The sequence below is a fragment of the Acetobacter sp. KSO5 genome (genome assembly GCF_044094635.1).
Classification (GTDB): domain Bacteria; phylum Pseudomonadota; class Alphaproteobacteria; order Acetobacterales; family Acetobacteraceae; genus Acetobacter; species Acetobacter cerevisiae.
In genome coordinates this window covers 2,458,262-2,473,838 of the sequence record NZ_CP172014.1, presented here as the reverse complement: position 1 = coordinate 2,473,838, position 15,577 = coordinate 2,458,262, and the positions used below count along the sequence as shown (strand labels likewise).

Sequence of the window (15,577 nt, the reverse complement as noted above, 5' to 3'; positions counted from 1 at the left end):
CCGTCAAGTCAGCCAGCCCCCGGAACAGGTATCATTTCAGTATCGAACGAAATGGAGAGAGCCGGGCACAACGCCGAGTCCCGGCTTGGTTCCCGGCGGATTTCCGCAGGGTCTCGGGAGGCATGCTGGCATGGGCTTTCAGTACAGTCTTGGCGGTGAACGCTATGTCTTTGATGATCTCAAGGCCCTGATGGCCGCAGCATCGCCCGTGCGGTCCGGGGATGAACTGGCCGGGCTTGCTGCCACGTCTGATGCGCAGCGCATTGCTGCCCGCTATGCGCTGGCGGATGTGCCGCTCGACCTTTTTGTGCGGACTGAACTGATTCCCTACGAGGCTGATGACGTCACACGTCTGATTATGGATACGCACAACAGGGCTGCCTTTGCTCCGTTTGCGTCCATGACGGTGGGGGATCTGCGGGACTGGCTGCTCTCACACGAGGCTACGCCAGCCGCTCTGACAGCCGCAGCGCCCGGCTTTACGCCGGAAATGGCGGCGGCCGTCAGCAAGATCATGCGCAATCAGGATCTGATGAGTGTCGCGCGGAAAATGCGGGTGGTGACCCGTTTCCGCAATACCATCGGTCTGGAAGGCTGTCTGGCGTCACGCCTGCAACCCAATCACCCGACAGATGACCTGAAGGGAATTGCCGCGTCCACGCTGGACGGTCTGCTCTACGGCATGGGCGATGCCGTGATTGGCATTAACCCCGCGACGGATAGTGTCGCCAATGGTCTGGCCCTGCTGGACATGCTGGATCATGCCCGCCGCCGGTATGACATCCCGACCCAGACCTGTGTGCTGACCCATGTCACCAACACGCTTGAGATCATGAACAAGGGTGGCGCGGTGGATCTGGTCTTTCAGTCCATTGCGGGAACGCAGAAAGCCAATGAGGGCTTTGGCGTTACGCTGGATATTTTGAAAGAAGCGCATGAAGCCGCTCTGTCGCTCAAACGCGGCACGGTGGGTGATAACGTCATGTATTTTGAAACAGGGCAGGGGGCTGCGCTCTCAGCCGAGGCGCATCACGGGCTGGACCAGCAGACCGTGGAAGCCCGTGCGTATGCCGTGGCCCGCGCGTTCCGGCCTTTGCTGGTCAATACGGTCGTGGGCTTTATCGGCCCGGAATATCTGTATGACGGCAAGCAGATTATCCGCGCCGGGCTGGAAGACCATTTCTGCGCCAAGCTGCTGGGTGTGCCGATGGGGTGTGACGCCTGCTACACCAACCACGCCGAGGCTGATCAGGATGACATGGACAATCTGATGGTTCTGCTGGGTGCCGCGGGCATTACCTTCCTGATTGGGGTGCCCGGTGCAGACGATATCATGCTCAATTATCAGAGCCTGTCTTTCCACGATATTCTGACCTTGCGCAGCATGCTCAACCTCCGGCCCGCGCCCGAATTTGCGGCATGGCTGGAGCAGATGGGTCTGTTTGACGCGCAGTCTGGCCGCATGCGGGAACTTGCACCGAACCAGACCCGCCTTGCGCAGCTGGTTGGCTGACCCATGACCAAAAACCCTCTTCCTCCTTCAAAAAACAAAGATGGCGCGCCGGACGTCTGGCAGGATCTGCGGTCTCTCACCCGGGCGCGGATTGGTCTGGGTCGCAGCGGTAATGCGCAGCGCACAACGGATGTTCTGACGTTTCAGGCCGCCCACGCGCAGGCGCGGGATGCCGTGCATACGCCGCTGGATGTGCAGGCCATGCTGGAGGAGTTGAACGGGATCTCCTGCCTGTGTGTGCGCAGCCGCGCTGCGGACCGTTCCACCTATCTGCGGCGGCCTGATCTGGGCCGCAGGCTGGCGCCGGAAAGTCTCGCTTTTTTGCAAAAAGGCGAGTGGGACGTTGTGTTTGTCGCTGCGGATGGTCTCTCCTCCATCGCGACGCAGAAAGGCGCTATTCCCTTGTTTCGGGCCATGCAGGCACGGCTGAAAGGCTGGCGGATTGCGCCACTGGTGATCGCTACACAGGGCCGTGTGGCGCTGGGGGATGAGATTGCCTCGGCACTCGGCGCACGCATGGTGGTGATGATGATTGGTGAGCGCCCCGGCCTGAGTGTGGCCGATAGTATGGGCGTTTATCTGACATACGCGCCCTACGTTGGCTGCCCGGATTCCGCGCGGAATTGTCTTTCCAATATCCATCAACATGGCCTGCCGACCTCCGTGGCGGCGGACAAGCTGGCATGGCTGATGCAGGAAGCCATGCAGCTGAAGCTGACGGGCGTAGGGCTGAAAGATGCCGCACCTGACAGCAGTCTTCCTGAAACTTCCATTCCTTCAATAGAAAAGGACCCGCACGCATGAGCCAGAGCCCCACCAATCTGCACAAAACGCTGGGGGCCTTCCATCTGTGGGGCATTGCCGTCGGTCTGGTTATTTCGGGTGAATATTTCGGCTGGAGTTATGGCTGGGCTACGGCGGGCACGCTGGGTTTTCTGGTCGCTACCGTGTTTGTCGCGGTGATTTATACGGCTTTCATCTTCAGCTTTACGGAACTGACCTGCGCCATTCCACAGGCGGGTGGCCCGTTTACCTACAGTTCCCGCGCACTGGGACGCTGGGGGGGGCTGGTTGTGGGACTGGCGACGCTGGTGGAGTTCATTTTTGCGCCTCCTGCCATTGCGCTGGCTATTGGCGCGTATCTGAATGTGCAGTTTCCCGGGCTTTCGCCAAAGGTGGCGGCCTGCGGGGCGTATCTGGTGTTCATGGCGCTGAATATTGTTGGTGTGCATATCGCGGCCACCTTTGAACTCTTTATTACCATTGCGGCTATTATCGAATTGCTGGTGTTTATGGGCGTTGTGGCCCCCGCCTTTTCATGGCAGAATTTTCTGCATCATGGCTGGGGTGCTGCTCCGCATTTTGGCTGGGAAGCCATGGGAGGCATTTTTGCCGCTATCCCCTTTGCTATCTGGTTCTTTCTGGCCATTGAAGGCGTCGCGATGGCGGCGGAGGAAGCCAAAGACCCCAAACGTGCTATTCCCATTGCCTATATTGCCGGGGTGCTCACGCTGGTGTCTCTCGCCTTCGGCGTCATGCTGTTTGCGGGCGGAGTAGGGGACTGGCACAGTCTCGCCAACCTGAATGACCCGTTGCCGCAGGCCATGAAGCGTGTGGTCGGCAGCAATAGCGGCTGGTTGCATATGCTGGTCTGGCTGGGGCTGTTCGGGCTGGTGGCGTCCCTGCACGGGATTATCATGGGCTATGCCCGGCAGATTTTTGCGCTGGCTCGCGCAGGCTTCCTGCCGAAAGTGCTGGGGCAGCTACACCCCCGGTTTCAGACTCCGTATATGGCGACCATCGCTGGCGGCGTGATCGGCATCGCCGCTATTTTCTCGGACGATTTCATTTCCATTAACGGGCAGTCGCTCACCGCAACGCTGGTCACCATGTCGGTCTTTGGGGCGCTGACCATGTATGTGCTGAGCATGATCAGCCTGTTCCGCCTGCGCCGCACGGAGCCTGATCTGCATCGCTCCTATCGCGCGCCGCTCTATCCGGTTCTGCCCGGTATTGCGCTGATTGGGGCGTTGATCGCTCTGGTGGCGGTCATTTCCTGCAATGGCACAATCTTCTGCATTTATCTGGGCTTCATGGTGGTGCTGTCTGCTCTGTTCATGGCTCTGTCCAGAAAACAGCCAGTTCAATAGGGCTGCCAAATCATGTCTTGTGACCCCGATATCTTCTGGAATGGACTGAGGTGGATGGCAAAGCACAACAGACTGAAACAAATGTCTCTGGTTTCTTTGCTGCTGGTGGGCTGTGCTGCTTTCTCCCCGGATATCAGTGCCGCTCCGTCTGATCAGCCCCACACGCCGCGTGCGTCCGTGCCCAAAAAGCGGGTGCAGCCGGGCGCTGTGCAAAAGCCAGCGTCTCAGCCCCCCAAAGCGGAAAAATCAGCTGGCACGCCGTCAGATGGTGAGCTGGTAGCTCCCGCCAGCACCTCGGATCAGGGGGATATGCCAAAGCTGCATGTCGGCAATCTGTTTCACCCCAAGCCCGGGCATAAGCTGACATACTGGGACGGCCTGGAAGGACATCTGAGTGTTGAAGCCGGGATTTCCGGAAACCCATGGACGCGCTCCGGTCGAAACTTCGCGCAGTATTATACGGACCGTGCCAACACCTTTACGCTCAACCAGATTATGGGATCCCTCTCTCATCCCGTCACCAGTGTGGGTGGCGGCTATGGCATCGGCTTTGTTTTTGAGGCCATGTATGGTTCGGATGCCCGGTTTGACCCGACCATAGGGATGGGGTCCGGCTCTCTGAACAGCCTGTATCAGTGGGCGCCCACGCAGGCGCATCTTGATGCGCATCTGCCCTGGCTGTTCCGCCACGGGATAGATGTGCAGGTGGGGCAGATGTACGGAATAATGGGGGTGGAGGGCACCCCTGCACAGGCGCGTCCGTTCTACACCTTCAATTACGCATCCGACTATATCGTGCCGTTTGAGACGGTTGGCATTCTTGCCACCATGCATCTGACAAAACATATGGACTGGATTCTGGGGGTGGATGCGGGCAATTCCACCACGTTCGGACGGTCCGGAAACAATAATAAACCCAAAGGCTATTTCGGGTTTGCGTTCAATCATCTTCTGGATGGCAAGCTGGATGTGCACGCCATTGGGCATTTCGGGCCGCAGGGCAATAACGGGCGCGCCATCATGTCTCCGGATGGATGGTCAAGTGCCGGGATGGGACCGCTTGCAAACGAGAAGATGCAGTATAACGGGAACATCATGGCGGCGTATCATGTGAACAAGAAGGTGACTGTCACGGTAGACGGCATCTATCTGCATGATGATCTCACGCATGATGATGTGTATGGGGTTTCCTCCTATCTGGCCTGGGCTATTCGCCCCTGGCTGACCCTGAATGCGCGTGGCGAAATCTACCGGGACAATACGGGTGCTGTAACGGCGCAATATTCCAGTTTTACGTCTTACACACGCTCCCTCAGCAACCAGCCTTATCCCTATTATGCAGCCCCTCCCACGACTTATGGGGAACTGACAGTCGGGGCATCCTACCAGCCGGAATTCATCAATAAACGCCTTGGTCTTGGCGCTCTGACCATTCGGCCGGAAATTCGTCTGGATAAATCGCTGAACGGCACCCACCCGTTCAATCAGGCTGGCACGGTGTCCAATCCGATCGTGAATAACGGCACCAATAATATGCTCTGGTTCAGTTGTGACGCGATCTGGGCTTTTTGAAAGCGCGACGAGTCCAGCCGACCTCACGCATTCTTTGGCCTGCTCTGCGCGCATTCTCTCTTGCAAGCAGGCTTTATTCACCCCATCATAACAAGTGCGGTCATCTTTTGTATGATCGTGACGTTCTCAGGGCAGGGTGCAAGTCCCTACCGGCGGTAAGTAACGGTTCTCCGTTATAAGCCCGCGAGCGCCTGCTTCGGCAGGGTCAGCAGATCCGGTGTGATTCCGGAGCCGACGGTTATAGTCCGGATGAGAGAGAACGGTGCAGGCCTTTGGGTCTCCGCGTCCACAGCGGAGGCGTAAGGGGTGTTCCCTGCTATCTGCCCTGAGTCTGTCTGGTTTTGTTTTTGGCAGATGGGTGCAGGGTGTGACGCAAGACCCTTCAAAAATGATGCCGAACTGTGTCGCGCAGGCCTTTGAGGCGGCGATTGCAGAAGCATGGCGATTTGTGGGCCAGACGGCTCCCAACCCCGCCGTGGGCTGCACGCTGCTGGATGAGGCCGGTGAGGTGCTGATTGTCGCGGCCCATCATCGGGCCGGGCAGTTACATGCGGAACGGCTGGCGCTGGAGCAGGCCAAGCGCGCCGGGGTGTTTGGCCGTGTGCATACAGCGGTTGTTACGCTCGAACCCTGCAACCACACAGGCCGCACGCGCCCCTGCACGGAAGCCCTGTTGGAGTCTCCCGTTCAAACTGTCTGGATCGGTTGCCCCGACCCCAATCCCCATGTCGCCGGCGGCGGAGCTGCTGCTCTGACAAAGGCTGGCGTTTCCGTGCGCTGGCTGGCGGAAAGCCCGAACGGCGCGGACCTTGCCGCCCGGTGCCGCGCTCTGCTGGCCCCGTTCGCCATGCGGATGACGCAGGGGCGGCCATGGATTACGGTCAAACAGGCGCTGGACCAGCACGGCAGCATGGTGCCGCCTGCCGGGCAGACAACCTTCACAACGCCAGAGTCGCTCCGCTTTGCGCATGCCCTGCGTCGGGCGACGGATCTGGTTATTACCGGCACGGGCACGGTGGTGGCAGATAACCCCTCCTTTACGGTGCGCCATGTGCAGGACCATGCCGAGCGCCGCAGAGATCTGGTGGTGTGCGGCCACTCCGCGCATGTGCCGACGCACTGGCTGGAGCAGGCCCGCACACGTTTTGATGTGCACTTCTGCCCGGATATTCAAAAGCTTCCCGCTCTGCTGGCCGAAACGACCGCTCTCTGGGCGATGGTGGAAGCCGGCCCGGGCGTGCTGGCCGCCCTGCGGGAGCAAAACCTGTGGGACGACTGGCTGACCATTCGTCAGGATGCCCAGGGCACAGACCATTTTTCCGTCACAACCCGTCATGTAACAACGCCGCTTGCTCTGTTTTCGGAGTGGGCACGGTGCGCTGAGGAGTAACAATGTTTTCCGGAATCATCGAATCACTCGGCCCTGTGCTTAAAGTCGAACCCGGTGCCAAATCTGTCATGCTGGAAGTGGAAACCGGCCTGCGGGATGTAGCCGAGGGGGAGAGCATTGCCGTCAACGGTGTGTGTCTGACCGCCACGGCGCCGTCCGAGACCGGCCTTGTGCAGTTTTTTGTCAGTAGTGAGACGCTGGACCGCACCACGCTGGGTGCGCTCCGGGCCGGAAGCCACGTGAATCTGGAGCGCGCCGTAACCCCTGCCACCCGTCTTTCTGGCCATATCGTGCAGGGCCATGTGGATGGCACCGCCCGTTTTGTAGAAAGCACGCCCTCCGGTGATGCGCATCGTGTGGTGTTTGAAGTGCCTGCCAGCCTGCGGCGCTACATGGTGGAAAAAGGCTCCATCACGCTGGATGGTATCAGCCTGACCCTGAATGAACTCAGCGACGTGAAAGACGACGTGTTCCGCATCGCGCTGATGATTATCCCGCACACATGGACCCACACCAACCTCGGCAAACTTCAGCCGGGCGACGCGGTGAATGTGGAAGTTGATGTGATTGCCAAATATGTGGAGGTTCTATGTCAGAACCGGTGAAAAACGTCGCACCCGTGGCGGCTCAGCCGTCTGAAGCTATGCGTCGCGCTGTAGAGGCTCTGCGCGCGGGCCGCATGGTGATTATGGTGGATGATGAAGACCGTGAAAACGAGGGTGACCTCGTCATGGCGGCGGAATTCATGACGCCAGCCGCCATGAACTTCATGATCACCCATGCCCGCGGGCTGGTCTGCCTGCCGCTGACCCCCTCCCAGGTGGACAAGCTGCAACTGCCCATGATGGTGCGGGACAATACCGCCCGGCATGGCACGGCCTTCACTGTGTCCATTGAGGCGCGGGAAGGGGTGACAACCGGCATTTCCGCCGCGGATCGCGCCCATACCATTCAGGTGGCGGCGTCTGACACCGCTCAGCCGATGGATCTGGCAACGCCGGGCCACATCTTCCCGCTGCGCGCTGCCCCCGGAGGGGTTCTGGAACGCATCGGGCATACGGAAGGCTCCATTGACCTGCTGCGCCTGGCTGGCCTCCGTCCGGCTGCGGTGATTTGTGAAATCCTGAATGAAGACGGCACCATGGCCCGCCGTCCGGCGCTGGAGGTTTACGGCCAGCAGCATGACATGCCGATCATCTCCATCGCGGAACTGGTCACATGGATTAGCGCCCACGGCCTGACGCCGCTTGCGTCTGATGCGGACACCGCAGCGGCTCCGTCAGCCCCTCATGAAACGGTGGATGCAGACGGTGCGGCTGAAGAAGCCATGGCGGATCTCGCCACCGCAGCGCTGCCCAGTGCCTATGGCGGGGAAGATCTGGCGATTCATGCTTTCCGGGATTCACGGGGTGTGGAGCACGTGGCGCTGGTCAAAGGCAATCCTGCTGCAGCGGGTGCTGTGCCGCTGGTGCGCATGCACTCTGAATGTGTGACGGGCGATGCGCTTGGGTCTCTGCGCTGTGACTGTGGCACGCAGTTGCACGCAGCACTCAAAGCTATCGGCAAGGCGGACTGTGGCGTGCTGGTTTATGTGCGCGGGCACGAAGGCCGGGGCATTGGTTTGGTCAACAAGATCCGCGCGTATGAATTGCAGGATGCCGGTCTGGATACGGTCGATGCCAACCATCGGCTGGGCTTTGCCACGGATGTGCGGGACTGGACGGCAGCGGCCGGAATCCTGCGGGATCTGGGCGTGGGGCAGCTCGATCTGCTGACCAATAATCCGGACAAAGTGCGGGCGCTGGAAGCACGTGGTTTCCATGTTCGCAAGAGAATCGGTCTGGAAACCCCCGTTAATCCGCACAACCGGGCGTATCTGCATGCCAAGCGGCAGCGGATGGGGCATAGCCTGAGTCACTTTTCTGTGAGCGATGCGCCAGCCGACGCCGCAGTCTGATTTTACATAGCTTTCTTTAAGGATAATTTCATGAGCACACGGATTCCTGTCTCTCTCCCGGACCTCAACCTCACGCCCATGCCGCGTCTGGCTCTGATCGTCAGCCGCTTTAACGAGGAGGTGACGGGCGGCCTGCGGGATGGCGCTCTGGCATGGCTGGGTGAGCACGGCATTACGGTTGCGGAGCAGGATATTTTTGCGGCTCCCGGCGCGTTTGAAATGCCGCTGCTGGCGCAGACACTGGCTAAAAGCGGCCGCTTTGAAGGGGTGATCTGCCTTGGCTGCGTGATCAAGGGGGATACGGCGCATTTTGAATTCATCAGCCTGGGCACCACGGTCGGGCTGATGCAGGCCTCTCTGGCGACGGAAACGCCCATCGCCTTTGGTGTGCTGACCACCTACACGGATGAGCAGGCTGAAGTCCGCTCCCGCGATGATATTCATAACAAAGGGCGTGAAGCAGCCGCTGCCTGCGTGGAGTCTCTTGCTTTGCTGCGTCAGATCAGGGTCTGATGCAAAAGGGCTGCCGTACGGAGTCAGCGGCCCTCTAACACAGGGGGAAGAATGAAGCGGGTTACCGTCATCGCGGGTCTTTTAGGTCTGGGGCTGACTGTGTGGATGCTGATGCAGTTCGGCGCGCGCTCCATTCTTTCGCTTATCATGACGGGTGGCTGGGGCATTCTGGCCGCCACACTGTTCCATGCCGTGCAGGTCGCACTCTCCGCTCAGGCCTGGCGGACGATTGCAGGCAACAGTCTTTCCCCCTCTTTGCCTTGGCGTGACTATTTTCTGCTGCGCTGTGTGCGGGAGGGCATCAATAACCTGCTCCCCGTGGCACAGGTGGGGGGCGAGGTCTGGTCCAGCCGCCTGCTGGCGCGCCGTGGCTTAGGTACCAAACACGCTGCCGCCGCAACCATTTGTGATCTCACGCTCGAACTGCTCAGTCAGGTCCTGTTTACCTTCATGGGGCTGGGCCTTCTGCTGTTTCTGGTCAAACGCTCCCCTATTACTGATGAATTGCTGGAAAGCGCGCTGATTGCGCTCGCTGTTGGTCTTGCGCTGTTTATCAGCCAGTGGCTGGGGGCGGTGGCCTTTGTGGAAGTGCTGCTGGTTAAAATTGCCGGGCATCTGGGCTGGAGTGGCGTGGATGGCATCCGAGGACTGCATCAGGCCGTCCTGGGCTTGTACAAGGTCAAGCGGAACGCGGTTATGGCCCTGTGGCTCCAGTTTGTGGCCTGGGCGCTGGGGGCGGTGGAAGTCTGCCTCATTTTGCATTTCATGGGGCATGACTGCTCGCTCTCGGTCGGCTTTGTTATTGAAGGCGTGGGCGAGGCCGCCAAGTCTGTCGGGTTTGCCGTGCCGGGCGCGCTGGGTGTTTCAGAGGGCGGTTATCTGCTGATAGGCAGCCTGTTTGGCATTAGTCCGGCTTTGGCCATTGCGCTGTCTCTCATCAAACGTGTGCGGGAAATTGCATGGGGTGTGCCGTCTCTGCTGGTCTGGCAATGGCTGGAACACCGGTGGGATGCACGGTCTCAGAACGGGTGCAAAAATCCGCTTTCCCGCTCTGGTCTGTAGGCCCCTCAGGCGTGATCTGCATATCCTCCCTTGCATCGGGCCAGTGGGTTGGTCCAAACGAAAGCAGCTTTGGGCCTTGTGCCGTGAACTTTTCAGGATCTGATCGTCAGTCATGCTCTCTGCCCCCATAGGTCGCTTCATTACATTCTGTGCTCGTCATGCCTATGCGGTGGTGGCCTTGTTCCTGCTGCTGTCCTGCGGGGCGGTTTATGCGGGCATGACCTGCCTTGGCGTGACCACAGACACCAGCAAAATGCTGTCCGACCGTCTGGAGTGGAAGCAGCGCTCGGATGAGATGGGCCGTCTGTTCCCGCAGAAGGAAAACCTGCTGGTTGCGGTGATTGAAGCCGACCTGCCGGAAGAGGGGCGGGAGACGGCCCGGGAACTGGCTGAAAAGCTCTCCGCAGACCATACGCACTTCAATTTTGCCGAGAGGCCGGATGCCAACCCGTATCTGATCCGCAATGGCTTGATGTTTCTGGAGCCGCAGCCGCTCTCACAAGTGCTGAATGACACCATTACGGCTCAGCCGTTTCTGTCCGCACTGGCGCAGGACCCGTCTGCCCGTGGCCTGTTTGGCGCGATGTCCCTGATTTCCGAGGGGATCAAACAGGGGCAGGCGGACGGCCTGAAAAGCTTCCAGACCCCGCTGGCCGGGTTTGCTGATAATCTTGAAAAGGCCGCGGCAGGCCAGCCTCAACCGCTCTCATGGCAGCAGCTTCTGGGCGGCCAGTTGTCTGATCTGGCGGGGCGGTATCAGTTCGTCATCACCAAGCCGAAGCTGGATTATGGCTCTTTCCAGCCGGGTGGTGCGGCGTCTGACGCCATGGTGCAGGCCATCAAATCCCTCGAATTTGTCAAAAGCGGCCAGGTCAAAGTGCATATGACCGGGCAGGTGAAGCTGGATGATGAAGAGTTTGCGACCGTGGCTGAAGGCATGGTCAGCGGTCTGCTCGGCTCTCTGGTACTCGTTACTCTTTGGCTGACCCTTGCTGTGCGCTCATGGCGCGTGGTGTTGCCGATTGTGGTGACACTGGTTGTGGGGCTTCTGCTCACAACCGGCTTTGCGGCCGTAGCAGTGGGCACGCTTAATCTGATTTCCGTGGCCTTTGCCATTTTGTTTGTTGGCATTGCGGTGGATTTCGCCATCCAGTTTTCAGTCCGCTTCCGGGCTCAGCATGCCGATTCAGGCAATGCCGGTATTCTGGAAGCACTGCGTGAGACGGGTGAAGAAACCGGGCACCAGATTCTGGTGGCAGCTCTGGCCACGTCTGCGGGCTTTCTGGCTTTCACCCCCACGGCCTTTCTGGGTGTTGCGCAGCTGGGGCTGATTGCCGGGATCGGCATGCTGGTAGCGTTTGTTTCCACCACAAGCCTGCTGCCTGCGCTGCTGAAAATTTTCCACCCCAAGCTTGACTGCCCGGACATGGGCTACAGCTTCATGAAGCCGGTTGATGTCAAAATCCGCCATCATCGCACGCTGCTGCTGGGGGTGTTTGGTGTCGTGGCTGTGGTGGGTATCGCGCTGGTGCCCAAACTCCAGTTTGACGGGGACCCGCTGCACACCAAAAACCCGAACTCTGAAGGGATGCGCGCCCTGCATCTGCTGATGAGCAATCCGCAGTCTTCACCCTACAGCGCGGAACTGCTGGTGAAGTCTCTGGATGACGCGCAGAAGCAGGCTGACCGGCTTTCCAGCGTGCCGCAGGTGCATGATGTGCTGTGGCTGGGCTCTTTTGTGCCGACCAAACAGGATGAGAAGCTGGCGCTGATTCAGGATGCCAGCTCCATTTTGCTGCCAACCCTGATTGTGCCGAACCCCAAACCTGCTCCGAGCGCGGATGAACTGCGGGCTTCTGCCGCAGCAACGGCGACGGCATTGGGCGGCGTGCTGGACAAACTCTCTGCGCAGGACCCGTTGCGGCGCATTCAGGCCGCCCTGGCCAAACTCTCTACCGCACCGGATGCGCAGGTTCTGGCCGCCAATAACGCTCTGGTACGGTTCCTGCCGCTCCAGCTCGACCAGCTGCGCACCATGTTGCAGGCTACGCCTGTGACTCTGAAAGACGTGCCGCCGTCCATCGCCAATGACTATCTGCTGCCAGATGGCCGGGCACTTGTGGAAGTGCATCCCACGGGCGTGATGTCCAGCAGCGGGGCTCTGCGGAAATTTGTGACAGCTCTGCAAAAGGTCGAGCCGGAAATTGCCGGCACGGCTGTTGATATTGTGGAAAGTGCTCGCTCCATTGTGCGTGCGTTTGAACAGGCTGCGGCTGCGGCCATCATCATGATTGCGCTCATCCTTTTCCTCGCCCTGCGCCGGGTGAAGGATATGCTGCTGGTTCTGGCTCCGCTGATGCTGTCTGCCCTGATGACGGTCATTCTGGTGGTGCTGCTGCCGGAAACACTGAACTTCGCCAACATTATCGCCCTGCCGCTGCTGCTGGGGGTTGGCGTCTCTTTCAACATCTATTTCGTCATGAACTGGCGGGACGGGGTGAAATTCCCGCTGGCGTCTCCTACCGCTCGTGCCGTTCTTTTCTCGGCTTTGACAACCGGCACAGCCTTTGGCTCTCTGGCGCTCTCGCATCACCCTGGCACGGCCAGCATGGGCCGCCTGCTGCTGCTCTCGCTGGGCTGCACGCTTCTGGCGACGCTGGTGTTTGTTCCTGCTCTGCTGCCAAAGCGTCCAACGGACGAAGCCTGAGAACGTCAGGCCATTGCATAAAAAAAAGCCGCCTCCATTCTGGGGGCGGCTTTTTTTATGGTCTGAAAGAAAATTTCAGGGGAGTATTCAATATTATTGAATAAAGACGGAAGATACCAGCATCCATAGTGAGTTCCTGACCTGCCAGGTTACAAAAAGGAACATATTTAGTCTTGTTGTAACGTGTCTTATTGTGGAGCCTGCTATGGAAGATGTCACCGTTGAAAATGGAATTCCGCAGGATTGTACTATTACGTTTCCTGACCAGCCTGATGAAGAGGCGATGTATACCGTCACCTTTCAAAATGATGGGGGTACCCTAAACGTTACAAACGTTGATATGACGAGCGGGCAGGGGCAGGCTCTTATTAAAGTGGTCGATGCTTCTGGAGGACTGGGGAATATCGTTATTCCCGAAAATCTGTATCAGACGGTTCAGGGTGCTTATTCTTCGGCGACCAAAAGCACGTTTCTCTCCTTCCTGAATGGCAGCCCATACCAAAAAATTTTTACTTTCCAGTATTCGGAGAACATTTTTAACCTCCCTGACGACGAGGCTGTGGATATGACCAATATCCTGAGCAGCCAGAGAAATGACGTGTATCTCCCTGTCTGTTTTCTGGCAGACAGCATGATCGAGACTGTGTCCGGGGCTTGCCCGGTGCAGGATCTGACTGTTGGGCAGAAAGTTCTGACGTACCAGCAGGGACCGAAGACGCCGCGTGCCATTGTCTGGATTGGTAAAAAACAGTCCATCATACGTCCGGATCTTGCTGATGATGAAGCAGGATATCCGGTGCGGCTTCTTAAAGGTGCTTTGGCGGAGGGTGTTCCCAATAAAGATATGCTGATTACGGCGGAACATTGTCTGTTTTTAAACGGCCACTTTATCCCGGTCCGGATGCTCGTTAATGGTCGTTCGATTTTTTATGATCGTTCAGTGACGGACTACACCTATTATCATATTGAGACAGAAGCACATTCCGTCATTATGGCAGATGGTGTGCTGACTGAAAGCTATCTTGATACAGGAAATAGGCGTTCTTTCCGGCAGGATGGTAAAGTTTTCCTTCTTGGAGGGAAGCCCAAAAGCTGGGCCCGGCACGCGGCGGCTCCATTAGGAGTAAAGCGTGATTTTGTGGAGCCGATTTTTCGTCAGATTGAGGTCCGTGCAAAAATTAGAGGATTTGCACTGAAAGTTGAAAAACCAGACCTGATTTATCACTCAGATATGCATCTGGTAACGGCGGAAGGGGGGATCCTGCGCCCCACCAGACGTCATGAGGATGAGGTGACCTTCATGCTTCCGGGTGGGGTTGATTCTGTCAGGATTGTTTCCAATAGAAGCCGCCCCTGTGATGTTTTCGGGCCGTTTGTGGATGACCGTCGTATGCTGGGTGTTGCCGTCGGAGACATCCGGCTGGTGGAGCAAGGGCACACCACAAGATTAACTGATCATCTCACAGATGCTTCACTTTCTGGCTGGCACGCCCCCGAAGGAGGCGGTATGCGCTGGACAACCGGCGATGCTGTCCTGAGTCTTGGTCAGAGACAGTCTGAAGGCCTTGCTCAATTAACACTCACTCTTGCACAGCAGGGGCCTTACAGGCTTGCAGGGAGTAGCAAAGCAACTTGCCACAAACAGGCGTAATATCAGGCAGAAAACGGGGGGTCGCTGTTGGCAGGACGTACCCCGCTGGATTACTGATAAAGCTCAGGCTGTGGGATAAGTCTGATGTCTTCCCGTTGTCCGCTTTTTTGCGCCCGGATACAGGCATCGGCTGTGGCGGAGGCGACGTAGCCTGCCCAGCTATCCGGGCCAGTGAGTTTGCCTGCGGCAACGCCATCCACAAATGCCTGGAGTTCGCGGTCATAGGCAATCTCGAACCGTTCCTGGCACCCCATAGTAATGGCTGTGTGGTTCTGGCAGTTCCGCCGCACGGTCGCGCTTGCGGGTTCGGGGAGGCGGATTTCTCCGCTCTCTCCAATCAGCGCGCACTGCACGTCGTACCCAAACTGGCAGTTTACAAACACTTCCACATCAATAAGCACACCACTTTCTGTTTCCAGAATCACAAGCTGGGGGTCCTGCAGGGCGGCATCCGCTTTGGAGGTGGAGCGCGGGTAGAGAACCTGTGCTGCCGTAAAGCTTTCGCCCAATAGCCAGTGGAACGTATTCACGTCATGGATGAGCGTTTCACTGATCAGCATCTCACGCGTGTAGTGCGGGCCGGAGGTTGGGTTGCGGTGCGCCGCATGGGCCATCAGAAGGGGGCCGATCGCTTTTTGGTCGACCAGAGACTTCAGGTTCAGATAGCCTTCGTCATACACACGCATGAATCCAACCTGAACCAGTCGCTTTCCGATGGCACTTTCCGCCTTCAGAATGCGCTCACATCCTTCTGCCGTGGTGGCGAGAGGTTTTTCACAGAGCACATATTTTCCAGCCTGAATGGCTTTGAGAACAAGTTCCTCATGTGTCTGGCTGGCGGAGGAAATCACCACCGCATCCACCTGCGGGCTTTCAATCAGCTCTTCCGGTGTGGCCGTCACCCGCGCTTGCGGCGCGAACTGTCGGGCGACCTTCTCTGCGCGGGACTGTGTGCGATTATAAAGGGCGGAAACTGTTGCACCGGACATGATGTTTGCACACCGCCGGACATGGTCAGCACCCAGATCCCCAGTGCCGATAAAACCAAGACGAACGCTCATG

At 58.4% G+C, this 15,577-nt stretch carries 12 protein-coding genes and 1 riboswitch; of the genes, 11 read left to right on the top strand and 1 reads right to left on the bottom strand.

The window, feature by feature from the left end:
• Positions 1-130: 130 nt before the first annotated feature.
• From ACHQGU_RS11075 to ACHQGU_RS11025, 11 genes are all read left to right on the top strand, one after another.
• Positions 131-1,513 (top strand): ethanolamine ammonia-lyase subunit EutB, encoded by a 1,383-nt coding sequence (locus tag ACHQGU_RS11075; protein ID WP_395495049.1) that lies wholly within the window; start codon positions 131-133, stop codon positions 1,511-1,513.
• Positions 1,514-1,516: 3 nt separating this feature from the next.
• Positions 1,517-2,317, top strand: coding sequence for an ethanolamine ammonia-lyase subunit EutC (gene eutC, locus ACHQGU_RS11070; RefSeq protein ID WP_395495048.1), 801 nt, complete (start codon positions 1,517-1,519; stop codon positions 2,315-2,317).
• Positions 2,314-3,663 (top strand): ethanolamine permease, encoded by a 1,350-nt coding sequence (gene eat, locus ACHQGU_RS11065; protein WP_395495047.1) that lies wholly within the window; start codon positions 2,314-2,316, stop codon positions 3,661-3,663. The genes eutC and eat overlap by 4 nt, the downstream gene beginning before the upstream one ends.
• 81 nt (positions 3,664-3,744) lie before the next feature.
• The gene (locus tag ACHQGU_RS11060; protein ID WP_082782839.1) at positions 3,745-5,235 is read left to right on the top strand and encodes an outer membrane beta-barrel protein; all 1,491 of its coding nucleotides are present in this window, start codon (positions 3,745-3,747) and stop codon (positions 5,233-5,235) included.
• Between the two features lie 118 nt (positions 5,236-5,353).
• Positions 5,354-5,500, top strand: a riboswitch (FMN riboswitch).
• Between the two features lie 93 nt (positions 5,501-5,593).
• Positions 5,594-6,625: a bifunctional diaminohydroxyphosphoribosylaminopyrimidine deaminase/5-amino-6-(5-phosphoribosylamino)uracil reductase RibD gene (gene ribD / locus ACHQGU_RS11055; RefSeq protein WP_395495046.1), complete on the top strand. Its 1,032-nt coding sequence runs from the start codon at positions 5,594-5,596 to the stop codon at positions 6,623-6,625.
• A gap of 2 nt (positions 6,626-6,627) precedes the next feature.
• Positions 6,628-7,230 carry a riboflavin synthase gene (locus ACHQGU_RS11050; RefSeq protein WP_043553675.1) on the top strand — a complete coding sequence of 201 codons (603 nt, stop codon included), beginning with the start codon at positions 6,628-6,630 and terminating at the stop codon, positions 7,228-7,230.
• Positions 7,215-8,582, top strand: coding sequence for a 3,4-dihydroxy-2-butanone-4-phosphate synthase (gene ribB, locus ACHQGU_RS11045; RefSeq protein ID WP_395495045.1), 1,368 nt, complete (start codon positions 7,215-7,217; stop codon positions 8,580-8,582). The genes ACHQGU_RS11050 and ribB overlap by 16 nt, the downstream gene beginning before the upstream one ends.
• A gap of 30 nt (positions 8,583-8,612) precedes the next feature.
• Positions 8,613-9,095, top strand: a complete 483-nt coding sequence (ribH, locus tag ACHQGU_RS11040; RefSeq protein ID WP_253558024.1) for a 6,7-dimethyl-8-ribityllumazine synthase — start codon at positions 8,613-8,615, stop codon at positions 9,093-9,095.
• A 51-nt stretch (positions 9,096-9,146) separates the two neighbouring features.
• Entirely contained in the window at positions 9,147-10,157 is a 1,011-nt protein-coding gene (locus ACHQGU_RS11035; RefSeq protein WP_062274646.1) for a flippase-like domain-containing protein, read from the top strand.
• 112 nt (positions 10,158-10,269) lie between these two features.
• Positions 10,270-12,864: an MMPL family transporter gene (locus ACHQGU_RS11030; RefSeq protein WP_395495044.1), complete on the top strand. Its 2,595-nt coding sequence runs from the start codon at positions 10,270-10,272 to the stop codon at positions 12,862-12,864.
• A 205-nt stretch (positions 12,865-13,069) separates the two neighbouring features.
• Positions 13,070-14,515, top strand: a complete 1,446-nt coding sequence (locus ACHQGU_RS11025; RefSeq protein WP_395495043.1) for a Hint domain-containing protein — start codon at positions 13,070-13,072, stop codon at positions 14,513-14,515.
• A 50-nt stretch (positions 14,516-14,565) separates the two neighbouring features.
• Here ACHQGU_RS11025 and ACHQGU_RS11020 read toward each other — a convergent pair whose 3' ends face one another.
• The gene (locus ACHQGU_RS11020; RefSeq protein WP_395495042.1) at positions 14,566-15,576 is read right to left on the bottom strand and encodes a Gfo/Idh/MocA family protein; all 1,011 of its coding nucleotides are present in this window, start codon (positions 15,574-15,576) and stop codon (positions 14,566-14,568) included.
• Position 15,577: the final 1 nt, after the last annotated feature.